The following is a 25,378-nucleotide window of genomic DNA, read 5'->3' as shown; positions in this document are numbered from 1 at the left end:
CACATGGACCCTGGTGTTGCTCACTCCCCCACTGTGGCACCCGCCACTGACATCGCAATGCCGGTGGGCCAAGTGCCGGAACGCTTGCGCCGCACCCTAGTTGGGGGCCTGCCCCTCGTCAGCCGGATGGGGCATTGCTCACTCGATGGAATGGCTTTGGGGAGAGGTGGCTGACGCCGGGCAGGGAACAGGCCCCGGAATCCCAAGGGATTCCGGGGCCTGTCCGGGGAGCGGATGAGGGCTCCAGGTGAGCCGACGAGACCGTCGGGGAGCCGGTGAGGCCTACGCGCCCGCTGCCGCCTTCGCCGCGATGTCCGTGCGGTGCTGGGAGCCGTCGAGGCGGATGCGGGCGACGGCGCGGTACGCCCGCTCGCGGGCCTGTGCGAGGTCCTTGCCGGTGGCGGTGACGGACAGGACCCGGCCGCCCGCGCTGACGACCGTGTCGCCGTCGCGCCTGGTGCCCGCGTGCAGGACGTACGCGTCCGGGGCGTCCTCGGCTGCCACCTCGTCGAGGCCGGTGATCGGGTCGCCGGTGCGTGGGGTGCCGGGGTAGTTGTGGGAGGCGACGACCACGGTGACGGCCGCGTCGTCGCTCCAGCGCAGGGGTTCCAGGTCGGCGAGGTTGCCGGTGGCGGCGGCCATCAGGATCCCGGCGAGCGGGGTCTTCAGCCGGGCCAGCACGACCTGTGTCTCGGGGTCGCCGAAGCGGGCGTTGAACTCGATCACCCGCACCCCGCGCGAGGTGATCGCGAGACCGGCGTACAGCAGCCCGGAGAACGGCGTCCCCCGGCGGCGCATCTCGTCGACGGTCGGCTGGAGGACCGTCTCCAGCACCTCGTCCACCAGCTTCGGGTCGGCCCAGGGCAGCGGGGAGTACGCGCCCATGCCGCCGGTGTTCGGGCCCTCGTCGCCGTCCAGGGCCCGCTTGAAGTCCTGCGCGGGCCGCAGCGGGACGACCGTCTCGCCGTCCGTGACCGCGAAGAGGGAGACCTCCGGACCGTCGAGGAACTCCTCGATGACGACGCGCTCACAGGCGGCGGCGTGCGCCTTCGCGGCGTCGAGGTCGGAGGTGACGACGACGCCCTTGCCCGCGGCGAGACCGTCGTCCTTGACGACGTACGGCGCGCCGAAGGCGTCCAGGGCCTCGGCGACTTCCTCCTGCGTCGTACACACGTAGGACCGTGCCGTCGGAACGCCCGCCCCGGCCATCACGTCCTTGGCGAAGGCTTTGGAACCCTCCAGCCGCGCGGCCTCCTTGGAGGGTCCGAACACCGGAACGCCCGCCTCGCGCACGGCATCGGCGACCCCGGCGACGAGGGGCGCCTCCGGGCCTACGATCACCAGCTCGGCGTCGAGCTTCGTGGCGAGCGCGGCCACGGCGGAGCCGTCCAGGGCGTCGACCTGGTGCAGCTCGGCGACCTCCGCGATGCCGGCGTTGCCGGGGGCGCAGTGCAGCGCGGTGACGGCGGGGTCGAGGGACAGTGAGCGGCACAGGGCGTGTTCGCGGGCGCCGCTGCCGATGACGAGGACCTTCACGGGGTCAGCCTAACGGCAGCGGGCGGGGGCGGTTTGTGCGGGCCGCCGAGGGGATGGGGGCGGCGGGGTTGTGGCTTCCTCCAGATGGGCCGCGCCGGCCCTGCGGAGGCGCAGCCTGCCCTACGGAGGCGCAGTCGGCCGTGCGGAGCGCAGTCGGCCGTGCGGAGGCGCGGGGGCCGCTACTCGTTCGTCAGCTCTTCCACGACCGTCGCGCCCAGCTCCCGCACGATCAGCTCCTGCCCGGAGAGGGCCGACTCGTCGAGGTCGGGGTCGTCGTCCTCGGGGATGTCGTCCTCCGGGGCGACGGGGTGGGGTTCCGGGGCGGAGGAGGAGGTGGAGCCGGAGCCGGTGGACGGGCGTGCGGGTGGGGCTGCGCTGGGCGCCGGGGCCTGCGTGGGAGCGGGGGCGGGTCTGGCAGCGGAGGCCGGGGGGGTGGTGGGGGCAGGCTGCGCGGGCGACGGAGGAGCGGCCGGAGCCGTGGCCGTCGCGCCGCCGCCGCTGCCGTAGCGGGTGCTCGCGCCGGGCGGGGCGGGGCCGCCACCGCCGTATCCCCCGTATCCCCCGGAACCGCCGGGAGCGGGGGGCGCGGCGGGCGCCGAGCCTCCGCCGGACGGGTCGACGAGGGCCTCGATCTTCCAGTGCACGTTGAACTGCTCGACCAGCGCCTGCCGCAGCACGTCCTCGCTGCCGCTGCTCACGAAGTTGTCACGGGCACCGGAATTGACGAAGCCGAGCTGGAGGGTGGCGCCGTCGAAGCCGGTGACCTGGGCGTTCTGACTGAGGAGGATCCAGGTGAAACGGCGGCGGTTCTTCACCGCCTCCAGGATGTTGGGCCACAGCGACCGCGGGTCGAGGCCGCCGGAGGCGGGTACGGGGGCGGGGGCCGCCGCGGGCGTCGGGGCGGGAGCGCCGGGCGGGGTCGCCGCCGGGGGACGGGTGTCGCCGCCGCCCGCTGGCGCGGCGGTGGGCCAGCCGCCCGGCCGCCGGGCGCCACCACTGCCCGCCGCGGTGGCGGTGGGCCAGGCGCCGGGTGCGGATGCGGTGGGAGCCGTGGCGGGCGCGGATGCGGCGGGAGCGGTGGCGGGCGCGGATGCGGCGGGAGCGGTGGCGGGCGGCGGTGCCGTCGGTGCGACGGGGGACGGGCCGCCACTGTCCGCCGTATCGGGAACTGCTCCTCCGCCCGGGGAACCCGTCGGGCCCGGGCCCGAGCCGGGGCCCCCCGCCCCCCGCACGGCGGCCCGAGCGGCAGCCGCGCCGCCCCCGGGCGGCACGGACGCGGATTCCCCACCGCTGAACGCACCACCGGCCGCGGCACCGGAACCGCCCTCGGCACCGGCGGGCATGCCGCCACCCCCGTGAACCCCGGGCGCGGGCACGTACCCCATGGCCGGGGCGCCGCCCCCGGCGGAGAAGTTGACCCCCCGCTCCAGCCGGTCGAGGCGGGCCATGACGGACCGCTCGTCGCCGTAGGCGGCGGGCAGCATGACGCGGGCGCAGATCAGCTCCAGCTGGAGGCGTGGTGAGTTGGCGCCGCGCATCTCCGTCAGGCCCTCGTTGACGATGTCGGCGGCGCGGGTCAGCTCGGCGGGTCCGAAGGCCTGGGCCTGCGACCGCATGCGCTCGACGACGTCGGCGGGGTGGTCGAGGAGCCCCTTGTCGATGGCGTCGGGCACGGCGGCGAGGATGACGAGGTCCCGCAGCCGCTCCAGCAGGTCGGCGACGAACCGCCGGGGGTCGTTGCCGCCCTCGATCACCCGGTCGACGACCTCGAAGGCGGCGGCGCCGTCACCGGAGGTGAAGGCCTCGACGACGGAGTCGAGGAGCGAGCCGTCGGTGTACCCGAGGAGGGAGGTCGCCATGGCGTATGTCACACCGTCGGGGCCGGCGCCCGCGAGCAGCTGGTCCATGACGGACATGGAGTCACGCACGGACCCGGCACCGGCCCGCACGACCAGCGGCAGCACACCGTCCTCGATGGGGATGTCCTCGCGCTGGCACACCTCACCGAGGTAGTCGCGCAGGGTGCCGGGCGGGACCAGCCGGAACGGATAATGATGAGTCCGCGACCGGATCGTCCCGATGACCTTCTCGGGCTCGGTCGTGGCGAAGATGAACTTCAGATGCTCCGGCGGCTCCTCGACGACCTTGAGCAGGGCGTTGAAACCGGCCGACGTGACCATGTGGGCCTCGTCGATGATGTAGATCTTGTACCGGCTGCGGGCGGGCCCGAAGAAGGCCTTCTCGCGCAGGTCACGCGCGTCGTCCACACCACCGTGGGAAGCGGCGTCGATCTCGATGACGTCGATGGAGCCGGGCCCGTTGCGCGCGAGGTCGCGGCAGGAGTCGCACTCACCGCAGGGCGTGGGCGTCGGCCCCTTCTCGCAGTTCAGACAGCGGGCCAGGATGCGTGCGCTGGTCGTCTTGCCACAACCGCGCGGACCGCTGAACAGGTACGCGTGATTGACCCGGTTGTTCCGCAGCGCCTGCTGCAACGGGTCGGTGACATGCTCCTGCCCGATGACCTCGGCGAAGGACTCCGGGCGGTAGCGGCGGTACAGCGCAAGAGACGACACGCATACGAGGTTATAGGCGCCCACTGACAACAGTCCCCGCCCACGGAGTCCGCCCCGGGAACGCAAGCGCCCCCCACGCACCCGCCAGAGCCGACCTACCCTTGCTGCCTTCCGGCCCTGGGGGAGTTCAGTCAGATAGCGCCGCGTGAGGGGCTTCGCACAGGTTACCCGATCCCACCGGCAGGAACGAGTTCGCGAGCACCCTCCGCCGTCATGTAATGTTTCCGGCGGAGGATTCGCCTAGAGGCCTAGGGCGCACGCTTGGAAAGCGTGTTGGGGGCAACCCCTCACGAGTTCGAATCTCGTATCCTCCGCAGCCGCCTGAACAGGCGAAACGAGGAGTCGGACCGCAGTGCGCGGTCCGACTCCTCGTTGTGCGTTGGTCTCAGTTTTGGTCTCATTTACTTCCGGCATTCAAGGCATTCTTCTCGCATGTGCGGCTCGCCGCTCCCGCGAGCTTTGACCCCACTCAAGGGCCCCTCACGGATGCGGCATGGCGATTACCGAACGGCATCCGCGCAGGTACGCACCATCTTCTCGCACATAGGGGTATGTTTTATGGAAGCGTACTTCTATATCTGGGGGTTGGCATGGACAAGCCTGCAGAGATGTTCGACCGGGACTACGAGTGGTCGGCGCTGAGGCGGTTCATCACCGACCCACAGCCGGGCGCGACTCTCGGCGTGGTCTCCGGACGTCGCCGCCAAGGCAAGACCTTCCTGCTGGACGCCGCGTGCCGCGCCGCCGAAGGTTTCTACTTCGGTGCGACCGAAGCTACGGATGCCGAGTCGCTGCGGAGGATCAGCACCGCTCTGACCGATCATGTCCGGCCCGCCAGCCCGTTCCACTTCGCCAACTGGTCAGAGGTGGTCGACGCACTGCTTGCCCTCGGCTCCGAACACCCCGTCCCCGTCGTGATCGACGAGTTTCCGTACCTGGCCAAAGCCAATCCGGAACTGCCCTCAATCATCCAGGAAGCTCTGCGGCCCCTGCGTGATCAGCGCACCCGCTCACGCACTCGGCTGCTGCTGTGCGGCTCGGCGCTGTCCTTCATGGGCCGGATACTGTCGGGCAACGCCCCGCTGCGTGGACGGGCGGGCCTGGAGCTGGTCGTCCGCCCCCTCGACCACCGCCTCGCCGCGGACTTCTGGGACATCACCGACCCCCATCTGGCCATGAAGGTCAACGCGATCGTCGGCGGCACGCCCGCCTATCGGCGCGAGTTCGCGCGCGGCGACACTCCCAAGGGGCCGGACGACTTCGACGACTGGGTTGTCCGCACCGTCCTCAATCCCGAGACCCCCCTCTTCCGCGAGGCCCGCTACCTGTTGGCCGAAGAGCCCGACCTTCGCGACACCGCCCTGTACCTGTCCGTCCTGGCCGCCGTCGCTGATGGCAACGCCACCCGAGGCGGCATGGCCAGCTATCTGGAACGCAAGGCCACCGATATCGCGCACCCCATCAACGTGCTGGAAGACGCGGGACTGCTCCACCGCGACGCGGACGCGTTCCGTGACAACCGTCCCACGTATCGCATCGCAGAGCCGCTGATCGGCTTCTACCACGCGATCATGCGCCCGGTATGGGACCAGCTCGAACGCCCGGGCAGTGCGACACGGGTCTGGCAAGCCAGCCGCCGACGCTTCGTAAGCAATGTCCTGGGGCCACATTTCGAACAGGTCTGTCGCGACTGGGCTCTCCATCATGCCGATCCCGATCTTCTGGGCGGTCTGCCCGCCCGCGTGGGACATGGCGTGGTCCACGACTCCAAGGCTCGCATCGGCCATGAGGTCGACGTGGCGGTGATCGGCATCGCCGACGCCGGCAAACCTCCGCTCCTGGCCATCGGAGAGGCCAAGTGGAACGACACCATGGGCATTGCCCACATCGACCGCCTCCGGCATATCCGCAGCCTTGTCAGCCAGGCCGGACGTTATGACACCACCGACACTAGGCTGATCTGTTTCAGCGGAGCAGGATTCAACGACAAAGCCCATGCAGCAGCGGAAGTCGACACTGATGTCCGTCTCATCGACCTGGCCGCGCTCTACAGCCAGGAGTGAAGGCGCGCACCGGGACCGGAACGGCAGCCACCACGGAGATGATCAGCTGCCTTCAGTTGGGGTTGTCAGGACGCTGCAATAGATAGCCCCAGACAGGGTCCAGTGCCTCGTCGTCCAAGGCCAGGAAGTCGGACCAGTGACGCTGTTCGAGCGGAGCAAGCAGGTCCTCAATGGTGCACAGCCAAGCCTCGCACAGGGCACGCAAGAAGAGCCCGTAAAGGCCACCGGACATTCGCCACCAGACCTTCTCCCAGGTCAGAGTGGGATGGTTGCGCGCGAATTCATACTCAGCATCACGGTTCAGAATATCCGGGAAAACGCCTGCGAAAGGAGGGAGAGGCGCTCTCAGGAAGAAGACGACCCAGTTGTCGGGGAGTTGCACGTTCCGTCCCGACAGGTAGTGATAGACCTGCGGTGGCCGGGTCCGGGCAGCGACATTTGGGCCTGAGGCCAGGAAGACTTCTGTCCGCTGTGCGGCCCATGCCGCGACATCGACCGGACGGAGCAGGCCCTTTGCTGTAACGGAAAAAGCGATGTCGTCCGAGAGGCTGTTGAACGCACCGTGCAGCGTGCTGGCCAGTTCCACTTGGACCGAGTTACCGAAGTGCCCGATGTCGCGAAGCTGTTGTTCCTGGGTGCGCAACCACTGACGAACCTGAGCCTGATCTGCCACCAGGTCGCCTTGTCCCTCGAAGCCCGGCTGGGCTGACCGGCAAGGTATCCGGCGAAGGCCATTGTTTGGTCAGCCAGGAAGCCGTTCACTGGGACAATCCCACTGAAGTTGCCTTGCCCTTGGTAGTTCAAGTCCGTCCAGAGCGTGGCCAGTCCAATGCGCCGCCCGGATCCGTCCACCAGCTCTGTTGCCCGTTCAACAAAGGCGTCACGCAGTTGGAGACGTTGCTTCTCTTGCCCAGCACGCCAACTGTCCATCAAGGGTGGGTAGAGGCGATCGAAGACTTCTTCGGGTGCTCCTGTGGCCAGTGCGAAGGGTGGAATGGTGTCGGGCTGCGTCGCATCGGGCTCCCAAATGCGGATCGGGACGGCGTTCTCCAGGACCAGTCGGCGAATCAACTGGCCGAGCCGATCATCGCTGGTCCTGCGGAGGAGCCCCTGAATGTCGTAGGGGTTCATCTTGAGCTTGACGCGCACCGTCGTGCCCGCCGCAGCACGGCCGCCAGCAGGTAGTGGGGAAAGCAGCGGCCGATGTGCGGGGCCGTCGAATGTCAGGCGACGCGCGTCCGCCACAGAGGCGTCGTAGCGGCGGCTGATCAGTTCGACCTGGTCGCCAAGCAGAAAGACCGAGAAGAAGCCGATTCCGAACCGGCCTGCAGGCTGGAATCCTCCGCTGGCCAGGCCGGGGAGACGATTGCGAATGCGGGTGGAGCTCCAGCCGCTGGTCCCGAAGTCGAGAAGGCCGTGAACGAGGGTCTCCTCGTCCATTCCAATGCCGTTGTCGCGAATCTCCAGGTACCAGGAGCCCTCGGCGGCGGTGAGGGATGCGTCGATCCGGCCTTCGCTGGCGTCAGCCTCTACGGCGTGGCGAGCGAGGACAGCATCCTGGGCGTTTTGGATCAGCTCACGAACAGCGACCTCGGGTTCTTTGCCGTACAGCTGCTCCCCGCCCAAGGTCTCGACCAGGGCAGGTACATCGGAGACTTTGACGGTCGCATCGATGGGCCGCCAGTCAGACACCGGGAAGAGCTCCGCGAAGCGCTCGGGAGAGTCGACTCTGGCGACCGCACGGGCGGCGAGCCGCCTGTGACCCAGGTCGTGCAGGAGGGCATCGACTTTCTTCAGCTCCTGATCGACGCCACGCAGGTAGTCCAGAGCCAGCCACCAGGCGCTGGCGTCGTGGGGGAGGAACGGTCGCAGCGACGTGTAGGTGATCCGGTCGCCGTCCAGGTGTGGGCGGCTCACGTGTTCCTGGAAACGCCAGTGTTCACGGGCAATGCCTTGTGGTTTCCGCAGGGAGAACAGAAACGTCGGGGCACGACGGCTGTCGATCTGGGCCGCGTCGGCAAGCCGCAGGATGCAGGCCAGCTTGAGCGGTTCGATGATCCAATCCGCTGGCTGCCAGGTCAGCGAGCCTTTCGCTGTGCGGAACCGATCCGCGAGTTTGTCCACTGACCACCAGTGACTGGCTGCCAGCTCGCCGATCAATGGACCATACGCTTCGCGTAGCTGAACGTCCTGCATGAGGAAGATCTCGTTGCCCGTGCTGGACGGCCACGGCTGGTCCACCAGCTTCCGAGCCTGCTCAGCGTGCGTCTCACGGATTGCGGTGGCCTGACACGCTTCCGCGATCTCGGCCGGCGGTGTGTCCAGCTCCGCTCGATCCGGCCAACATCCTTTCCGATGGAAATAAGCGACCGACACCAGGTCACGCCACCGTTGTTGTCCTAGTGCGTCAGGAACACTCGTCTCATAAGAGGCCGCCCCCATCGCGGCATCGTGCAACACGAAGGCACAGCCCAAAACGTATGCTTCAGCCGGATTCAGCCCGACCTGGTCACCGCACATGAGACTGGCCGTCTCCCACAGCGCGTCGACGTGGCTGATGTCGTGCACAGTGAACTCGGGCATACTGCGTGCGTTCTCTGCCAGGAGTACAGCCGCGTTGTCCCGCATGGCCAGATACGACACGCGCAATCGCTCACGTTGACCGTAGTGGTCATCGTTACGCGGACGCGCAGCAAGGGTCTTCTGCCACAGAGGCGCACTGACGAAGTCAAGCTCGGGCACTGGGAATGATCACCTCATTGCCGGCAGAACGAAGAGCCCGGCGAGCAGCCACATGACGATCACCGAGACGACTATGAACAACAGCACGTAAGTCTCGTACCACCGCAGGAGATTGCCCGGACGTGGGCGCTTCCGGAAGCCAGGTCCGACAATCTCGTCCGTGATGTCGCACTCTTCATTGCGGTAGTCGAGCCAGGCGAGGGCGCCCACGACGATCAGCGTGATGGTGAACGCGGCGACCACCGTCGTGAGGATCAGAAGCCCGATCACGCCGCTCCGCGCGGTATCCGACGCCACATCCCATTTGCGGTATCCCACGAAGAGCGCCAGAGCCGCACCGACAAGGGTGGTGGCGAGCGTCTGATAGATGGCGAGGAAACGGTGCGCATTCTCATTCACCGCGTGGATCTACTGCAGGATGTACCGGTACCGCTCCAGGGCGAACTCGTTCCGCACCGTTGCGGCTTCCGGCCTCGTCTCCCCCGATGCTGCCATCGCCCCCACCCGTCTGACCTTCCATCAGGATAGGGCGATCAAGGTCGCTGAGCACCTGGATCATCGAGACTCTCTACCGCGCGAGCACGTTCCACGACGCTTTCCAGCCGAGGCGGCTGGCGCTGCTTGCAAGATCCACACGCCGCATCTGTAGACACAGCCGACCACGCTCCGACAACCAGCGAAGGCCAGTTGCTCTCTGGTCTCAGTTTTGGTCTCATTCACCCTCGTCCAGCATCGTCCGGAAGGCTCACCACCACCCGCTTCACCGCAGGTCAGAACATCCCCGGCCCTCGCCGAACCCTCGGACGAACATTTGGAAAGCGTGTTGGGGGCAACCCCTCACGAGTTCGAATCTCGTATCCTCCGCCAGTGCCTCACCGGGCACGTTGTCGAAGGGCCCCACCGTTCGCGGTGGGGCCCTTCGACGGTTCTCAGGTCCCGTTGTCCTGGCGAGGTGGTGGCGCGATTTCCTCGAGCAGGGAGAGCTGCCAGTCGAGGTAGCGCTTGCCGGGGTAGACGGGGCGGGTGTCGCCGCAGCCCATGGTGATGCAGATGTCGGACTGCTGGACGGCGTCCGTGGTGAGGATCTCCGGGATCTCGGCGGAGATGTCGATGCCGACCTCGCGCATCGCCTCGACGGCGGCCGGGTTGACGGCCGTACCCGGGTCGGAGCCTGCGGAGCGGACCTCGACGCGGTCCCCGGTGAGGGGGGTCAGCCGGGCGGCGGCCATCTGGGAGCGGCCCGCGTTGTGGACGCAGCCGAGGAGCACGGAGGGCTTGTCCAGCCCATCGGGGCTTGTCGGGGTGGTCGGCGTTGTCGGGCATCTGGCTCTCTTGTCCCGGGAGGGCTTCGGGCGGGCCGGTGTCGGCAGCGTCATCGCCTCGCTCGCCGGTCGGTTCGCCGAGCCGGCGGAGTCCACCGGGGGTGCCGCCGACCACAAGCGGTCCTGTCCGTGACGGGCCCGTGCCGTCCCGGGCGCCGCTGGCCTCCGGGGCCGTCGCCGAACCCGCACGACCGGTCCGTTGGGCATCCGCTGCTGGGGGAGGCCGTCGCCACATCGGGGCTGGTCCTGGCCGTCTTCGGGCTGGCCCGCACCGGCCGGCTCCGGTTCGCTCCCGTCGCCGTCGCCTCCTACCTCGTGGGGTTCGTGAGCACGCAGGTGATCGGCGGGGTGGTCGGGCTGGTGCTGGTCGGGCTCATCTTCCTTCCCGCGCGGGACGGGGCCGTCGTAGCGAGGCGATGAGGGAGGCGGACGCGGCGGTGGTGAAAAGGCTGCCCACCATGACCATCAGCACTCCGACCATGAAGAGGCCGCTCGCGTCGTCCGACCAGTCGTAGTACGCGGCGGCCGTCAGGCCGGCCGGGATGCCCAGGACGGCCGACGGGACGAGGTTGCGGCTCGCCGCCCAGTACAGCGGCGGCAGCAGGCACAGGACCAGGCCGATCACCTGCCAGGCCTCGTACGGGCCGGTCGTCGAGCCGTCGGGGTGCACGTCGCGTCGCTGGTCCCAACCGAGCCAGCCGGCCCAGGTCGTGAGGGTCAGCAGGGTGAGGGCGAAGGTCGCCGTCAGCTGGTGGGCGCGTGCCGGTGGCCGTTGTTCCATGGGGCAAGCCTCGCCGTCCGGGGGTGGGGTGGGACAGGGCTGAAGTACTCAGTTCGGGACGAGTAGAGGCACCCATGGGGGGAGCACCGGGGGTCTTGAAGGTGTTCGTCGGGGACGGCGTGCCGCTTACGATCGCCGGTCATGGACGACTGGCTGGAGCGTGCCGCGAGGCTGAGGCAGTGGAGCCGGAGCGGGGTGCGGGCCCCGCACAAGCCGTTGTTGCTGCTGTACGCGCTGGGGCGGTGGCAGCGGGACGCGGACGGGGAGCTGCGGTACAGCGCGGTGGAGGGGGATCTTCAGCGGCTGCTCGTCGAGTACGGGCCCGCCAACCGGACTTCGCCCGCGTATCCCTTTCATCATCTGGTGAGTGACGGGGTGTGGGAGGTGCGGACGGACCGCGGGCCCGGCAGCCCGGGGAGCGGGGTCGGGGAGCTGCGCGCGGCGGGGGCCTCGGGGCGGCTGGCGCCCGGGTTGCGCCAGGCCCTGCGTCGGGAGCCCGACCTGCTCGCGCGGATGGCGCGCGTGCTGCTCGACCTGCACTTCCCGCCCTCGCTGCACGGCGATCTGTGCGAGGCCGTCGGGCTCGAGCTGGAGCCCGCGGAGGCGGGGCCGTACGCGCGCGTGCCGCGCAGGCGGCGGGACCCCGGCATGCGGGAGAGGGTGTTGACCGCCTACGAGTACCAGTGCGCCTTCTGCGGGTACGACGGCGTGATCGACGCGGCGCCGGTGGGTCTGGAGGCCGCCCATGTGCGGTGGTGGGCCTTCGACGGTCCCGACGACGTCGACAACGGGCTGTGCCTGTGCTCCCTGCACCACAAGCTGTTCGACAAGGGGGTGCTCGGGGTCGGCGACGGGCACCGGGTCCTGGTGTCCGAGCGGTTCGTCGGGCGGGGGACCGCCGCCCGTGAGCATGTGCTGGTGCTCGCCGGGCGGGCGGTCATCGGGCCGCAGCGGGAGGGCGACCGGGTCGCGGACGCCCACCGCGCCTGGCATCGGGATCAGGTCTTCCGCGGGAGTCCGCGCGAGCCCGCGTTTCCCTGATCACGGGGACCCGCCCATGCGGTCAGGGGCGGCCCGCGCGTACGACCGCCACCGGGCAGTGCGCGTGGTGCAGCAGGGCCTGCTGCTCACCGAGCCCAGCAGCAGGCCCGTGAAGCCGCCGTGCCCGCGCGCCCCCGTCACCAGCAGCTGGGCCGACCGGCTGGCCTCGATGAGGGCCGGGCGGACGCGGGAGCGGAGCAGGCGGCGCTCCACGGTGACCTGGGGGAAGCGCCCCTGCCATCGCTCCACCGTGTCGTCCAGCAGGCGCTGTTCGGCCTCGCGGAGGTCGTCGGCGTCGGCGACCACGGCGCTGAGGGGGTCACCGGGGCCCTCGTAGGCGCGTTCGCTCCAGGTGTTCCACACGTGGACGGCGACCAGCGGGGCCCCGCGCAGCGCGGCCTCGGTGAACGCGAACGCGACGGCCGCCTCCCCGGCCTCGGAGCCGTCGACGGCGAGCAGGACCGCGCCGACGGGGTCGGGCCGGCCGCGCGCCACCAGCAGGGGGCAGGTGCCATGCGCGGCGAGGTGTGCGGCCGTCGAGCCCAGGAGGAGCCCGGCGAAGCCGCCCAGGCCGCGGCTGCCGACCACGGTCAGCGACGCCGAGCGGGACTCGACCTCCAGCACCTCGAACGCGTCGCCCGCCACCACGGAGCGGTCGACCTCGGTGCCGGGGGCGGCCTTGTGGGCGCGTTCCTCGGCGCGGGCCAGGGTGCCGTGGACCATCGGCTCCAGGCCGTGGCCGGCCGGGTTCCAGGGGGGTGTGCCGGTCGGCAGGTGGCCGGTCGGGTGGCCGAAGGCGTGCACGATCCGCAGGGGCACGCCCCGCAGCCGTGCCTCGTGGGCCGCGACCTCGACGGCGTGCAGGCTGGACTCGGAGCCGTCCACGCCCACGATCACCGGGCCGGTCGTCGTGAAGTCCGATGCCGGGTCGCTCATCTCCGTCACTCTCCCGTCCCGGTGCGGGTGCCGGACGCGGGACGTGTCGCCCGTACGACCGCGACCGGGCAGTGCGCGTGGTGCAGTACGGCCTGGCTGACGGAGCCGAGCAGCAGGCCGGTGAAGCCGCCGCGGCCCCGGGAGCCGACCACCATCAGCTGTGCGGACCGGCTCGCCTCGATCAGGGCCTCCCGGGTGCCCCCGTGCACGACCTTGTGCTCGACGACCACGCCCGGGTACCGCTCCTGGTGGCCCGCGAGTGCCTCGTAGAGCAGGCGTTCCTCCTCCGAGGCGAGCGCGCCCGGCGGGTTGGCGTACGGCTCGGAGGCGTCCTGCGGGGCGGGCAGCGGCGCGTTCCAGTTGGTCCAGGCGTGCAGGGCCACCAGCGGGGCCTTGCGCAGCTCGGCCTCGGCGAAGGCGAAGTCGACGGCCCGGTCGGCGGCGGGTGAGCCGTCCACGCCGAGGACGACCGGGCCGTCGGCGGCGGACTGCTCGCGCACCACCAGCACCGGGCAGGCGCCGTGCGCCGCGAGGTGCACCGCCGTGGAGCCGACCAGCAGCCCCACGAACCCGCCCATGCCGCGGGAGCCCACCACGACCAGCTCGGCCCCCCGCGACTGCGCCTCCAGGACCGTCAGCGGCTCACCGGTCACCAGGGTCTGCTCGACCCGTACGTCCGGTGCGGTCGCCGTGGCCCGTTCCACCGCCTCGGTCAGCAGGCCCTCGGCCAGCTTGCGCAGCCCGCCGGCGCTCGGGCCCACCGGCGACGGGCCGAGGGGCACGTGCAGCGCGGGCCACAGGAAGGCGTGCACGACGCGCAGGGTCGCTCCACGCGCGCGTGCCTCGCGGGCCGCGGCCTCCACGGCGTTCAGGCTCGATTCCGAGCCGTCCACCCCGACGACGACCACGCCGCTCACCGTTCCGCCGACACCGCTCGCCGTTCCGCCCACACCACTCATCGTGCCTCCCTCGCCGCGCCCTCGCTGTCGTCTCCAGCTCATCGCACTGACGCGGGTACCCATAGGGCCTGGTGGTGCCTACCCATGGGCCAGTGGGGCCGTCCGGCGGCTGTTCAGCGCCGGTACGCGCTGACCGCCACGGCGGGCAGCACCGCCAGCGCCAGCGCCCCGCCCGTCAGGGCCAGGACCGGATAGCTGGCGGCGGCCACGACGAACCCGGAGGCCATGCCGCCGGTCGCGCCCGCGATGGCGATGGCGACGTCGACCAGGCCCTGTGTCCTGGCCCGGTTGGCGAGCGGCACGGTGTCGGTGATGATCGCCGTGCCGGCGACGAGGCCGAAGTTCCAGCCGAGGCCGAGCAGGGCGAGCGCGAGGGCGAGCAGCGCGACGGAGTCCACGGGCGCGGTGGCCGCGACGACGCCGGCGGCGAGCAGGATGACGCCGGACGCGGCGGCGACGGTGAGGCGGCCGTACCGGTCGACGAGCCAGCCGGTCAGCGGGGACGGCAGGTACATCGCGGCGACATGGACGGCGATGACCAGACCGGAGGCGGCCGTGCCGTGTCCGTGGTCGTGCATGTGCACGGGCGTCATCGTCATCACGGCGATCATCACCAGCTGGGTGACGATCATGACCAGTGCGCCCAGGACGACCCCGCCGCCCGGCTCGGCGGCGGCTTCCCGCGGCCCGGATTCCCGCCGTACGGCGTCGGCGGCGAGGCTTCTGGCCAGGAGCAGCGGGTCGGGGCGCAGCAGGACGGCCAGGACCAGCGCGGCCAGCGCGTACGCGGCACCGGACAACAGGAACGGTCCGGCGAGGTGGGGGATGCCGAGGGTCTCCGCGAAGTTGCCGGTGGGCGCGGCGAGGTTGGGTCCGGCGACGCCGCCGAGGGTGGTGGCGACCAGCACCGTGGACACGGCTCGGGCCCGCCGGTCGGGGGTGGCGAGGTCGGCTCCGGCGTACCGGGCCTGGAGGTTGGTCGCGCTGCCCGCGCCGTAGACGAACAGGGCGACGAAGAGCAGGGCGGGGCTGTCGAGCACGGCGGCGACGATGACGCCCGCGCTGCCGACGGCGCCGGTGAGGTAACCGGTGGCGAGTCCGGGGCGCCGCCCGCCGGCCTGGGAGATCCGGCCGACGGTGACGGCGGCGAGCGCGGACCCGGCGGTGAACAGGGCGCTGGGCAGGCCCGCGAGACCGGTCGAGCCGAGCATGTCCTGGGCGAGCAGTGCGCCGACCGTGATCCCGGCGGCCAGTCCGGCGCCGCTGAGCACCTGGGCGGCGACCAGGACGCGCAGGACGCGGCGCTGTGCGGCGGCGGTGTCGGCGGGGGTCTCCCCGGGGGTGGGGCCGGGGAGACCGCCGGGGGTGGGGCCGGGCGGTGCGGTGCTGGTCACGTCGCTCGCCTGCTCCCGTCGGCCCGAGGAACCATCGCATTCCTGTGATCTTCGGAATGTCGTGTGAGATGCCGGGCAGAGGCTAGCCCCAGACCCGGATCCGAGTCGACTCCGTCACCTGGTCGACGTCCGTCGTGCGCACGGTCACCCGCATCGTCCACTCGCCCGCGACGGGCAGGTCGAGCGAGTCGGTGGCCCAGTAGCCGCCCCGGTCGGTCAGGTCGGCGGCGAGCGGGCCGATGCCCTGGGCGGGGAGGGTGAAGGAGAGCCGCAGCTCGGGGACGGTGGAGATGCCGCCGTCGGGGCCGAAGACGACCGCCTGGACGCTGTTCTCGCCGACCCGGGCCGGGTCCACGCTGAGCTGCACGGTGCCCCGCCCGCCCGCCTCCCCCAGATCGAAGGGGACCGTCGTGACGGCCGCGAGCGGCTGCCCCGCCGGTGCGCTGTCGGCGGCCGTCGCCGCGGCCTCGGTGGCGGCGCGGCCCGGGAGGGTGCTGGTGAGGACGGTGGTGAGGACCAGGACGACCACGCCGATGACCGCCTCGACCAGCACCGAGCGGCGCAGGGCACGGGGCGACGGCTCCTCGGGAAGGGCGGGGGGAGGCGTCCGGTCGCCGGGGGCTTCCGGGGGGCCGCCGCCCGCCATCGCCGGTACCCGCGCGCCGACGGGGGCGCTCATCGCCGGGCTCCGGGTCCAGCGGCGGGAGAACGTCGCGGCCGTCAGCAGCAGGGCGACCGCGGCGAGTTTGGCGAGCAGGAGACGGCCGTACGAGGTGGAGGTGAGGGCGTCGAGGGGGCCGAGGCCGCGCCAGGACTGGTAGGTGCCGGTGACCACCAGGACGGTGACGGAGGTGAAGGCCAGCCGGGAGAAGCGGGTGACGGCTGCCGGGGCGACGCGGGTGCGGTAGAGGGCGACGAGGCCGCCCAGCCAGACCGACGCCGCCAGCAGGTGCAGCACGTGGGACGCCATCGCCAACGGGACCTGGATTCCCGCGGACGCGTGCTCGGCCGCCGCCCAGGTGAGGGTGAGGGCCGTGGCCAGGGCGGCGCCCGTGGCGAGGGTGGTGCGGGTGCGGGAGCCGCCGAGGAGACGGGTGAGGACGAAGGCCACCGGTACGAGCAGGGCCAGGCGGGCCAGCAGGGCCAGGCCGGGGCGGGTGGTGAGGGTGCCGGTGAGGGCGTCCGCGTCGAGGGCCGTCGCCGGGCCGGTGCCCGCCTCGTAGGGGGCGCGCAGGACCAGCAGGCCCAGGGTGGCCGTCAGCAGGGTCCACCAGGCCAGGCGCAGGGGCGTCCGCAGCGGGGCGGGGTCGGCCGGGCGGCACACGACGACGAAGGCGGCGGCGCCGATCAGCAGGGCCACGGCGAGGTAGGCGAGGTAACGGGCCATGTTGTGCAGGCTCTTGGTGGCCGGGTCCTCGGGCGGGCCGGTGTCGGGTACGGCCGCCGCCAGGGTGCGCTCCCCCACCGAGAAGGTGAACGCGCCGGACACCGGGTGGCTGTCGGCCGACACCACCCGCCAGGCCACCGTGTAGGTGCCGGTGCCGAGGTCGCGGGGCAGGGCGACGCGGACGGTGTCGCCACCGCCGGGGCCGTGCCGGGGCTCCGCCAGCCGTAGCCGGTGGCCCTCCGGGTCCAGCACCCGGACCGAGCCGTCGAGCAGGCCGACGGACTCGGTGAACGTCAGGTCGAGGTGGCGGGGGGCCGACTTGAGGACGGTGCCGTCGCGGGGGTCGGTGCCGCTGAGGGCGGCGTGGGCGGCGGCGGGGGCGGCGCCTCCGAGGAGGAGACCGGGGACGAGCACGACCAACACGGCACCCAGCAGCACCAGCCGCCGGAGGCGTGCTTGTCGGGGGCCTGCACGGAGGAGGTCTGCACGGAGGAGGTCTGCACGGCGGAGGCTTGCCCACAGGAAGCCCGCTTGCCGGAGGTCTCCACGGAGGACATCCGCACGGCGGAGGTCTGGCCCTTGGGCGCCTGCCCGTCGGAGGTCTCCACGGAGGACATCCGCACGGCGGAACCTTGCCCACAGGAAGCCCGCTTGCCGGAGGTCTCCACGGAGGACATCCGCACGGCGGAGGCTTGCCCACAGGAAGCCCGCTTGCCGGAGGTCTCCACGGAGGACATCCGCACGGCGGAGCCTTGCCCACAGGAAGCCCGCTTGCCGAAGGTCTCCACGGAGGACATCCGCACGGCGGAGGTCTGGCCCTTGGGCGCCTGCCCGTCGGAGGACTGCCCGGCGAGGACCCGCCCCTCGGGCACCTGCCCGGCGAGGACCCGCCCCCGTGGGCGCCCGCCCACCGGAGACCTGCCCCCCGGGCGTCCGCCCGTCCGAGCCCTCCCCCTCCGAGCCCTCCCCCTTCGAGGCGTGCCTGCCGAACGGCTCGCCGTTCGGTGGAGGTGCCGTGCTCTCGGTCGTCATCGCCCACCACTTCGTCTCCGTCGCATCGAGCCTTCCGGACCGCCGAACTGCCGACTCCCGGATACGTACGGATGCGCGGAGCCGTGTGCTCACCACGTCGGCCGCGCCGTCACCCCGCCGTCCACCACCAGGTCGTGCCCGGTCACCCAGGACGCCAGTGGCGACGCCAGGAAGACACAGGCGTCGGCGACGTCCTCCGGGCGGCCGAGGCGGCCGAGGGGCGCCGCCCGCAGCCAGCGCTCCACGCCCTGAGGCCAGCCCTCGACGAGCCCGTCCCGGTCGATGAGGCCGGGGGAGACGGTGTTGACGCGGATGCCGTGGGGGCCGTACTCCTGCGCCGCCACGCGCGCGTGCGTCACGATCGCCGCCTTGGAGGCGGAGTAGTGGGCGTGCTGGGGCGCGGGGTGCGTGGCCTCGATGGAGGCGATGTGGGTGACGGAACCGCCGCCCTCCACGTCCCGCATGATCTCCGCCGCCGCCTGGGTACAGGCGAACACGCTGGTCAGGTTGGTGTCCACTACCGCCCGCCACTCCGCCGCCGTCATGCCGGGGAGCTGCCGCAGCGGTTGTACGGCCGCGTTGTTGACCAGCGCGGTGAGGCGGCCGTCCGCCCACTCGGCGGCCTGGTGGACGACCCGGTGGCAGGCCGACTCCTCCGACAGGTCGGCCTGGAGCACGACGGCCCGGCCGCCCGAGTCGCGGATGCGGGACGCCACTTCGCGGGCCGCCGCCACAGCCGTACGGCAGTGGAGCGCGACCGCGGCGCCCTGTTCGGCGAAGCGCAGCGCGACGCCCCGGCCGATGCCGCCGCCCGCCCCGGTGACGAGGGCCGCCTGGCCCCGTAGCAACAGGCTCATGGGCGGCACAGTGCCGTGATCCGCGCGGCCTCGGCCGGATAACGGGCCGTCAGTACGTCGGCCTCGCCGTGTTCGTAGGTGTCGTAGCTGAAGCCGGGGGCCATCGTGCAGCCGAAGAACGCCCAGGAGCCGTTCCCGGCGAGCCGGGCGCCCATCCAGGTGCCGGCGGGGACGGTGAACTGGGGGTGCTGGCCGCGCGGGACGTCCGGGCCGAGGACGGCGGTGCGGGTGCCGCCGTCGGGGGCGAGGAGGAGGAGTTCGAGGGGGTCGCCGAGGTAGAAGTGCCAGACCTCGGCGGCGGGCAGGCGGTGCAGGGCGGAGTAGTCGCCGCGGGTCAGCAGGGCCACTATGGCGGTGCCCTCGGGGCGGCCGTCCGGGCGGTCGGGGCCCGCCCAGGTCCGCCGGAACAGTCCCCCCTCGCGCGGGATCGGCTCCAGGCCGTAGTGGGCGACGAGCGCTTCCGGGGTGACGGCGTCTCGGGCGTCTCGGGTCACCCCGGAAGGCTACCCACGGCTCACTGGGGGAAGGCCAGCTCCCGGGTGAGGAAGGCGAGTTGCGCGTGCTTCTCGGGGAGGTACACGTCCGGGATGTCGACCTCCGGCAGGACGACCTCGGGCCCCGCGGTGAAGCCCTCCTTGAGGAATCGGGCGATCGCCTTCTCGTTGCGGACGTCCGGGTCGACGACGATCCGGCGCCGGTCCAGGGTCAGCAGGACGTAGGAGGCGATGGCGCGCACCAGCGCCGCCGTCCAGCCGGGGCGTGCCGCGCCCGGGCCCGCGGGGGCGAGGAGCAGGTGGACGCCCATGTCGCCCGGTTCGACCGGGTAGCACTCGCCGACCCGGTCGGCCCCGGGCTCGTAGGTCTGCAAGAGGGCGACGGGTTCCTCCTCCTTGAGGATGAGGAAGGCGTGGTGGGTTTCGAGGGTGTCCATATGGGCGTAGATCTCGGCGACCTGCTCACGCGTGAGGCCGTTCATACCCCAGAAGGCGGCCCGTTCCCCGCTCACCCAGCCGTGCACGGTCCCGGCGTCCGCGTGCGCGTCGAGGGGGACGACACGGACGGTGCCGAACCCGTCGACGTGCTGCTCGTGGACGGGCTCGCGGGTGCGGTGTGCGGCGAGGTCAGACATCGGTCTCCTTGGTGAGCTGGTTCCAGTCGGTGACCACGGGGACGAGGTCGCCCGCGAGCCACAGGGGCAGTTGGTCGCGGTGGTGGGGCGAGCCGGGGACGCCGGACGCGCCGAACGGCACCACCCACCGGCTGTCCTCACGGCGGGCCAGGTCCCACACGTATCGGGCGGCCGGGCCGCGCGCGGCGAGGTCGGTGAGGCCGGGCACGGGCGAGGTGCACAGCACGCAGTCGTGGTCGCCGGAGAGGGCGGGTTCGTCGTACGGGGTGCCGGGCGCCAGCGCCCGCCAGGGGGCGAGGCGGTGGGTGTCGCCCCAGGGTGCCGGGGTACGCCCCGCGGTCTCCTCGACGGCGGCGCGGACCACGGCCGGGCGGTCGATGCCGTACAGCTCCTTCGCCCGCAGCAGGTTCTCGAGGGCGTAGCCGACGCGCGGGACCAGGGCCAGCCAGGGCAGCAGGATCTCCGGGTAGGCGGGTGGTTCGGTGAGCGCGGCGAACGCGGGCTCGGCGGCGAGCCGGCGTACGACGGCACCGCGCAGGGCCGCGAAGGCCGCCGCGTCCTCGCTGTCCGCGGTCATCCGGCGGTCCCAGCCGAGGAGTCGTCCGCGCAGCGCGGCGGCCTCGGGGGTGAGGGTGTCCGGGTCCAGCCCGGCGAGCAGGTCGAGCAGGGCGGCCGCCGAGGCGAGGTGGGTGTCCATGTGGAGGGCGGGCATGTCGGCCGCCGACCACCGCTCCTTCTCGGCGAGCAGGGCGGCGATGCGGTCGGCGCGGTGCCGGGCGGCGAACTCGACGCCGAGCGGGGCGGCGGGGCCGCGCTGGTTGGCCATGACGGCGACGCCGTCGGTGAGGCCCGCGCGGGGTGTCTCGTGCCAGCCCCGCCAGTCGTGGCCGGGCTCCCAGGCGGGGACCGTACGGACCCGGCCCCGCTCGGCGCGGAGGGGCACCCGGCCCGCGACCCGGTGCAGGGTGCCGCCGTCGGTGTCGGCGGCCTGGACGACGTTCACCGGCTCGGCCCAGTGGTCGAAGGCCCGGTCGACGTCGGCGGCGGTGCGGGCGCGCAGCAGCGGCAGCAGGGCGCTGAAGCCCAGGTCGCCGGTGACGCGGGGCGGGTAGCGCAGGCTGAGGGCGAGGGGGGTGCCGTCGTCGAGCCCTTCGGGGCCGCCCGCGATGACGGGGCCGCGTTCGGTCTCGATGACCTCGACGTCGACGTACGCGGTGGTCTCCCCCGCGACCTCGACGGTCTCCGTGAGCCGTTCCGCGCGCCGCCACGTCCCGTCCGGGCCGAGCGCCTCGACGCCCGCGCCGGTGCGCCGCAGCCGCTCCTGGTAGAGATCCTGGTAGTCGGCCATGGCGTTGGTGATGGCCCAGGCGACGGTGCCGGTGTGGCCGAAGTGGGCGGTGCCGGGGATACCGGGGACGGCGAGGCCGACGACGTCGAACTCCGGGCAGGAGAGCCGGATCTGCTGGTAGACGCCGGGGTCCTCGATGAACCGGTGCGGGTCGCCCGCGATGACGGCCTGCCCGGTGACCGTGCGTTCGCCGGAGACGAGCCAGCCGTTGCTGCCGGAGGTGCCGGGGCCGTCGGTGGCGAACAGGCCGACCGCGTCGGCTCCGAGGTGCCGTACGACGTGGTCGCGCCAGAGCTTGGCGGGGAAGCCCGCGAAGAGGATGTGGGTGGAGAGCCAGACACCGAGCGGGGCCCAGGGTTCCCAGCGGCCGGGGGTCAGACCGGTGCGCTCGAACTCGGGTGTGCGGCGGGCGCCTTCGGCGAGGCCGTCGTTCACCCCGTCGACGTAGGCGCGCACCCAGTCGGCGGTCTCCGGGTCCCGCTCCGTCAGCGCGTCGAAGCAGCGGCCGGCGGTGTCGGCGAGCCGGGTGCGTCTGGCGAACACGTCCCAGGCGAGGGCGTCGGTGCCGAGGAAGGACGCCGAGGTGCCCTGCACACGGTGCCGTTCGACCTCCAGTTGCCAGGCGCGGTCGAGGGCGGTGACCCGGCCCTGGGCGCGGGCGAGCGCGGTGGGGTCGGAGGCGCGCAGGTGGGGGATGCCCCAGGCGTCCCGGTAGATCTCGGTCGTCACCCTGTGACCCCGCCTTCCTTTAGGTTAGGCTTACCTAAGCATGCGTGAGGGAATCGTACGCGACACGTGAAGGGGCACCATGCGGCAGGGGCGACGCGGCTGGGAAGGCGCGGTACTGAGACTGATGGGCGCGAAGGACTTCACGCTGACCGTCACCGGCACCGAGGACGTCACCCCCGACTACCGCCGCGTCCACTTCACCGACGGCGAACTCCTCACCCACTACGGCGTCCACCCCACCATGTGGATCCGGCTCTGGTTCGACAACGCGGGCAAGCCCCACCAGCGGGCCTACACCCTCGTCGGCCCCGACCGGGAGACCAACACCTTCAGCCTGGAGTTCGCACTGCACGAAGGGTGCGCCAGTGACTGGGCGCGGGCGGCGAAGCCCGGCGACACCATCGGGGCGACGGTCCAGGGCACCGGCTTCCAGCATCCCCGGCCAAAGCCCTCGCACGTCTTCGCGATCGGCGACCCGGCCTCGCTGCCCGCGCTCAACTCCCTCCTCGACGCCCTCGGCCCGGCCCCCGCCACCGTCTGGTTCGAGGGCACGCTCGACGGCCTGCCCTGCCACGCCGACACCTCCCGGCACGAGGTACGGCAGGTCCCCCGCCGCGACGACGGCCGCCACCTGGTCGACCAGGTGAAGGCGGACCTGCCCGCCCTGCTGGCGGCCACCCCCGACCCGTACGTCTGGATCGCCTGCGACACCGCCACCACCCGCGCGCTCGCCTCCTACGTCCGCAAGGAGCTGCGCCTGCCCAAGGAACGGACGCAGGCGCTCGGGTACTGGCGCGCGAGCTGACCGCGCGGTCCGGCCCGCCGGGCGGGATCATCGGTCCATGGACGTCACCCTGCACCTCGCCCAGGACCCCGAGGCCGACGCACTCCTCGGGCGCAGCCCGCTCGCCGCGCTCATCGGCATGCTGCTGGACCAGCAGGTCCCGATGGAGTGGGCGTTCAAGGGGCCCGCGACCATCGCCCGGCGGCTCGGCGCGGGCGACCTGGACGCGCACGAGATCGCCGCCCACGACCCCGAGGCGTTCGCCGCGCTGCTCTCCGACAAGCCCGCCGTGCACCGCTACCCCGGCTCCATGGCCCAGCGGATCCAACAGCTGTGCCAGTACCTCGTCGAGCACTACGACGGTGACGCGAGCGCCGTCTGGGCGGGCGTCGGCAGCGGCACCGAACTGCTGGAACGGCTCCAGGAACTGCCCGGCTTCGGCAGGCAGAAGGCCCAGATCTTCCTCGCCCTGCTCGGCAAACAGCTCGGCGTGCGCCCGGAGGGCTGGCGGGAGGCCGCGGGCGACTACGGGGCGCCCGGCAGCTTCCGCTCCGTCGCGGACATCACCGGACCGGAGTCACTGGCCAAGGTGCGCGCGCACAAACAGGAGATGAAGGCGGCGGCCAAGGCGGCCAAGGCGGCGAAATCCGCGAAGAAGCAGCCGTAGGCAGGGGCCGTCAGCCGGGTGGCCCGCTCCGGCGTGCGCGCCGTTCGCGCCCGCCCCCAGCATGGACCATGACCGAGGCACCGAGCGGCTCCCCCTGGGGCCCCGAGTACGACGACCGCCGCATACACGCCACCCGCGAGCACCGCACCACGTCGTACGACGGTCCCGAACCGCCCTTCGAGGGCCCGCTGCACCTGCTCTCCCGGGCCGCCTGGCAGACCGTGCTGGTGACCGGCGCCGCCTCGCTCGTCCTGGGCGTGCTGGTCCTGGTCTGGCCGGGCGCCTCCCTGGCCGCCGCCGGAATCCTGTTCGGCCTCTACCTCCTGGTCACCGGCGTCCTCCAACTCGCCGCCGCCTTCGGCACACTCCCCCAAGCTCTCGACTCCGCTCGAGCAGGGGGGACCCCCATCTCCACCGCCCTGCGCGTCATGGCCTTCGTCAGCGGTGTGCTGTCCATCCTGCTCGGCCTGTTCTGCTTCCGCGGCGCCCTCCAGTCGATCCTGCTGCTCGCCCTGTGGATCGGCATCGGCTGGCTGTTCCGCGGCGTCACCCAGACCCTGGCCGCCGCCTCCGACCCCGCGATGCCCGCCCGCGGCTGGCAGTTCCTGCTCGGGATCGTCAGCCTGCTCGCGGGCGTCGTGCTGATCGTCTCGCCGTTCGAGTCGGTCGCCGTGCTCACCGTCGTGGGCGGCTGCTGGCTGATCGCGGTCGGCGTCGTCGAGATCGTCACCGGTCTGCGGATCCGGCGGCGGGCGGGGCTGGTGCCACGGGAGCTGTGAGGCGGCCCGTGCGCTCGGCCGGGTGGGTGCACCTGCGGGGCACGGGGATGAACCCCCTGACCTCGCCGGGGACACGTCACGGCATGAACCGCCCACCGCGCCCCGCCCGCCGTCACGCGTGGCTGCGGGTGCTGGTGCTGCTGCTCGCCCTGTGCGTGCCCGGGACGCACGCCGAGGCACCGACGACACCGCCGGTGGCGGTCTCGGTACCGGGCGGCGAGGGCGGCGGGCTCGGCACCGAGACCGACTCGTCCGACCCCGCCCTGCGGGCACCGGGCAGGGCCGCCGACCGTCCCGTCGTACGGCGGCGCCCGGCACGCCCGCCCCTCCCGGTGCCCGACCGGGGCTCCCGGGGCGCCATCGCGCCCTCACCGCCGTACGGACTGCGTTCCTTGCGCTGTGTGGTGCTGATCTGCTGACCGGCCCGGCCCTAACGGCCCCCGTCGGTCAAGCACGGTCAATCACGCTCACCACGCGAAAGAACCAACGCAAGGACGGAACACCTCATGCCCAGCGACCCGTACGCGGTCCTGCGTGCCCTACTGCGCGCCGAGGCCGAACGCAACAGGCCCCACCAGTCCGCCGACCGAGCCGAACAGCGGCCGGAGAGGCAGGCCCCCAAGGGCGGCCGGGAACGGGGCTGAGGGCGCCCCGCGGAACACGGCGGAGACGGGCCGACCGTCTCCGCCGCGCCGTTCCGGGGGCCGGGCGGTGACCCGGTTTCCGCTTTGCAGGTGTTTGCGGCGTCATTTCGCGCGTCGCACTCGGCCTGCACGGCTGCGCCCGGAACGTCAGGACCGGTAGGCTTTCCGTGTGATCTTCAAGCGCATCGGAAACGGCCGGCCGTACCCCGACCACGGCCGGGAAAGCACCCGGCAGTGGGCGGACGTCGCGCCACGCCCGGTCCGCCTCGATCAGCTCGTGACGACCAAGCAGCAACTCGACCTGGAGACGCTGCTCGCCGAGGACTCCACGTTCTACGGCGACCTCTTCGCCCACGTCGTGAAGTGGCAGGGCGACCTCTATCTGGAGGACGGTCTGCACCGCGCGGTCCGGGCGGCCCTCCAGCAGCGCCAGGTGCTGCACGCGCGCGTGCTCGAACTCGACTGACGTACGCCCGGAGACCGGGGCGACGCCCGGGGTTGGCCCTTTCGGGTCCTTTCCGGCGGACAGTACGACATCGAATGATCATCTAGGGCCTGTTGTGAAAGTGCTGGTCACAGCCACTCGTTGATGGCTGCGATCAGCACGGTCGCTTCGTAGCGGACGGCGAGTTTGTCGTAGCGGGTGGCGACGGCCCGGTGGCGCTTGAGCCGGTT

Annotated in this window: 22 protein-coding genes, 1 tRNA gene, 1 other RNA gene and 3 pseudogenes; 10 read left to right on the top strand and 17 right to left on the bottom strand. The window is 72.0% G+C overall.

Going from position 1 to position 25,378, the window contains the following annotated elements; genetic code table 11:
* Positions 1-282: 282 nt before the first annotated feature.
* From purD to ffs, 3 genes are all read right to left on the bottom strand, one after another.
* The gene (purD, locus tag KBY47_RS28495) at positions 283-1,536 is read right to left on the bottom strand and encodes a phosphoribosylamine--glycine ligase (protein WP_210925949.1); all 1,254 of its coding nucleotides are present in this window, start codon (positions 1,534-1,536) and stop codon (positions 283-285) included.
* A gap of 179 nt (positions 1,537-1,715) precedes the next feature.
* The gene (locus KBY47_RS28490; protein WP_210925947.1) at positions 1,716-4,109 is read right to left on the bottom strand and encodes a DNA polymerase III subunit gamma and tau; all 2,394 of its coding nucleotides are present in this window, start codon (positions 4,107-4,109) and stop codon (positions 1,716-1,718) included.
* A 59-nt stretch (positions 4,110-4,168) separates the two neighbouring features.
* An RNA gene (gene ffs / locus KBY47_RS28485) (signal recognition particle sRNA small type) lies at positions 4,169-4,267 on the bottom strand.
* 71 nt (positions 4,268-4,338) lie between these two features.
* Between ffs and KBY47_RS28480 the strand changes: the two genes are divergently transcribed.
* Positions 4,339-4,423, top strand: a tRNA-Ser gene (locus KBY47_RS28480).
* Positions 4,424-4,699: 276 nt separating this feature from the next.
* Positions 4,700-6,172, top strand: a complete 1,473-nt coding sequence (locus KBY47_RS28475; RefSeq protein WP_210925944.1) for an ATP-binding protein — start codon at positions 4,700-4,702, stop codon at positions 6,170-6,172.
* A 52-nt stretch (positions 6,173-6,224) separates the two neighbouring features.
* On the opposite strand, the gene KBY47_RS28470 is transcribed toward KBY47_RS28475, so the two are convergent.
* The 4 genes from KBY47_RS28470 to KBY47_RS28455 form a co-directional block, all read right to left on the bottom strand.
* On the bottom strand, positions 6,225-6,554 hold the full coding sequence (locus KBY47_RS28470; protein WP_210925942.1) for a hypothetical protein: 330 nt from the start codon (positions 6,552-6,554) through the stop codon (positions 6,225-6,227).
* Complete coding sequence (locus tag KBY47_RS28465; protein ID WP_210925940.1) at positions 6,518-8,914, bottom strand: ATP-binding protein; 2,397 nt, start codon at positions 8,912-8,914, stop codon at positions 6,518-6,520. Before KBY47_RS28465 ends, KBY47_RS28470 begins: the two co-directional genes overlap by 37 nt.
* A 9-nt stretch (positions 8,915-8,923) precedes the next feature.
* Positions 8,924-9,313, bottom strand: coding sequence for a hypothetical protein (locus KBY47_RS28460; protein ID WP_247695360.1), 390 nt, complete (start codon positions 9,311-9,313; stop codon positions 8,924-8,926).
* Between the two features lie 530 nt (positions 9,314-9,843).
* The gene (locus KBY47_RS28455) at positions 9,844-10,197 is read right to left on the bottom strand and encodes a phosphotyrosine protein phosphatase (protein WP_282108450.1); all 354 of its coding nucleotides are present in this window, start codon (positions 10,195-10,197) and stop codon (positions 9,844-9,846) included.
* A 225-nt stretch (positions 10,198-10,422) separates the two neighbouring features.
* Between KBY47_RS28455 and KBY47_RS36790 the strand changes: the two are divergent.
* A pseudogene (locus KBY47_RS36790) lies at positions 10,423-10,656 on the top strand (aquaporin family protein); the annotation flags it as partial.
* Here the strand turns inward: KBY47_RS36790 and KBY47_RS28450 are convergent.
* Entirely contained in the window at positions 10,610-11,017 is a 408-nt protein-coding gene (locus KBY47_RS28450; RefSeq protein ID WP_210925935.1) for a hypothetical protein, read from the bottom strand. The pseudogene KBY47_RS36790 and the gene KBY47_RS28450 sit on opposite strands and share 47 nt — an antisense overlap.
* A 141-nt stretch (positions 11,018-11,158) precedes the next feature.
* Between KBY47_RS28450 and KBY47_RS28445 the strand changes: the two genes are divergently transcribed.
* The gene (locus KBY47_RS28445) at positions 11,159-12,058 is read left to right on the top strand and encodes a phosphorothioated DNA-binding restriction endonuclease (RefSeq protein WP_210925934.1); all 900 of its coding nucleotides are present in this window, start codon (positions 11,159-11,161) and stop codon (positions 12,056-12,058) included.
* Between the two features lie 22 nt (positions 12,059-12,080).
* On the opposite strand, the pseudogene KBY47_RS28440 reads toward KBY47_RS28445, so the two are convergent.
* From KBY47_RS28440 to KBY47_RS28405, 8 genes and pseudogenes are all read right to left on the bottom strand, one after another.
* A pseudogene (locus KBY47_RS28440) lies at positions 12,081-12,994 on the bottom strand (universal stress protein).
* Positions 12,995-12,999: 5 nt separating this feature from the next.
* Positions 13,000-13,953 (bottom strand): universal stress protein, encoded by a 954-nt coding sequence (locus KBY47_RS28435; protein ID WP_247695359.1) that lies wholly within the window; start codon positions 13,951-13,953, stop codon positions 13,000-13,002.
* 113 nt (positions 13,954-14,066) lie between these two features.
* A complete protein-coding gene (locus tag KBY47_RS28430; protein ID WP_210925932.1) occupies positions 14,067-15,347 on the bottom strand; it encodes an MFS transporter in 1,281 nt (426 codons plus the stop codon).
* A gap of 82 nt (positions 15,348-15,429) precedes the next feature.
* Positions 15,430-17,172: a copper resistance CopC/CopD family protein gene (locus tag KBY47_RS28425; protein WP_210925929.1), complete on the bottom strand. Its 1,743-nt coding sequence runs from the start codon at positions 17,170-17,172 to the stop codon at positions 15,430-15,432.
* 683 nt (positions 17,173-17,855) lie between these two features.
* Entirely contained in the window at positions 17,856-18,623 is a 768-nt protein-coding gene (locus tag KBY47_RS28420; protein WP_210925927.1) for an SDR family NAD(P)-dependent oxidoreductase, read from the bottom strand.
* The gene (locus KBY47_RS28415; RefSeq protein ID WP_210925925.1) at positions 18,620-19,117 is read right to left on the bottom strand and encodes a cupin domain-containing protein; all 498 of its coding nucleotides are present in this window, start codon (positions 19,115-19,117) and stop codon (positions 18,620-18,622) included. The genes KBY47_RS28420 and KBY47_RS28415 overlap by 4 nt, the downstream gene beginning before the upstream one ends.
* Positions 19,118-19,137: 20 nt before the next feature.
* Positions 19,138-19,752, bottom strand: coding sequence for a GNAT family N-acetyltransferase (locus tag KBY47_RS28410; protein WP_210925923.1), 615 nt, complete (start codon positions 19,750-19,752; stop codon positions 19,138-19,140).
* On the bottom strand, positions 19,745-21,829 hold the full coding sequence (locus KBY47_RS28405) for a penicillin acylase family protein (protein ID WP_210925921.1): 2,085 nt from the start codon (positions 21,827-21,829) through the stop codon (positions 19,745-19,747). The genes KBY47_RS28410 and KBY47_RS28405 overlap by 8 nt, the downstream gene beginning before the upstream one ends.
* Positions 21,830-21,908: 79 nt before the next feature.
* Here KBY47_RS28405 and KBY47_RS28400 point away from each other — a divergent pair, with 79 nt between their 5' ends.
* The 6 genes from KBY47_RS28400 to KBY47_RS28375 all read left to right on the top strand — a co-directional run bounded on the left by KBY47_RS28400 (position 21,909) and on the right by KBY47_RS28375 (position 25,169).
* Entirely contained in the window at positions 21,909-22,634 is a 726-nt protein-coding gene (locus KBY47_RS28400; protein ID WP_210925918.1) for a siderophore-interacting protein, read from the top strand.
* Positions 22,635-22,671: 37 nt separating this feature from the next.
* A complete protein-coding gene (locus tag KBY47_RS28395) occupies positions 22,672-23,280 on the top strand; it encodes an HhH-GPD-type base excision DNA repair protein (RefSeq protein WP_210925916.1) in 609 nt (202 codons plus the stop codon).
* A 68-nt stretch (positions 23,281-23,348) separates the two neighbouring features.
* The gene (locus KBY47_RS28390) at positions 23,349-24,059 is read left to right on the top strand and encodes an HdeD family acid-resistance protein (RefSeq protein WP_210925914.1); all 711 of its coding nucleotides are present in this window, start codon (positions 23,349-23,351) and stop codon (positions 24,057-24,059) included.
* Between the two features lie 83 nt (positions 24,060-24,142).
* Positions 24,143-24,478: a hypothetical protein gene (locus tag KBY47_RS28385; RefSeq protein ID WP_210925912.1), complete on the top strand. Its 336-nt coding sequence runs from the start codon at positions 24,143-24,145 to the stop codon at positions 24,476-24,478.
* An 87-nt stretch (positions 24,479-24,565) separates the two neighbouring features.
* Positions 24,566-24,703: a hypothetical protein gene (locus KBY47_RS28380; RefSeq protein WP_210925910.1), complete on the top strand. Its 138-nt coding sequence runs from the start codon at positions 24,566-24,568 to the stop codon at positions 24,701-24,703.
* Positions 24,704-24,872: 169 nt separating this feature from the next.
* A complete protein-coding gene (locus KBY47_RS28375) occupies positions 24,873-25,169 on the top strand; it encodes a type II toxin-antitoxin system VapB family antitoxin (protein ID WP_004943146.1) in 297 nt (98 codons plus the stop codon).
* 107 nt (positions 25,170-25,276) lie between these two features.
* Here the strand turns inward: KBY47_RS28375 and KBY47_RS36785 are convergent.
* Positions 25,277-25,378 (bottom strand): annotated as a pseudogene (locus KBY47_RS36785) (IS5/IS1182 family transposase); the annotation flags it as partial.

The organism is Streptomyces sp. B93, assembly GCF_018070565.1.
Lineage (GTDB): Bacteria > Actinomycetota > Actinomycetes > Streptomycetales > Streptomycetaceae > Streptomyces.
The sequence above is the reverse complement of the archived record's forward strand: the minus strand, read 5'-3'. Positions and strand labels throughout refer to the sequence as shown.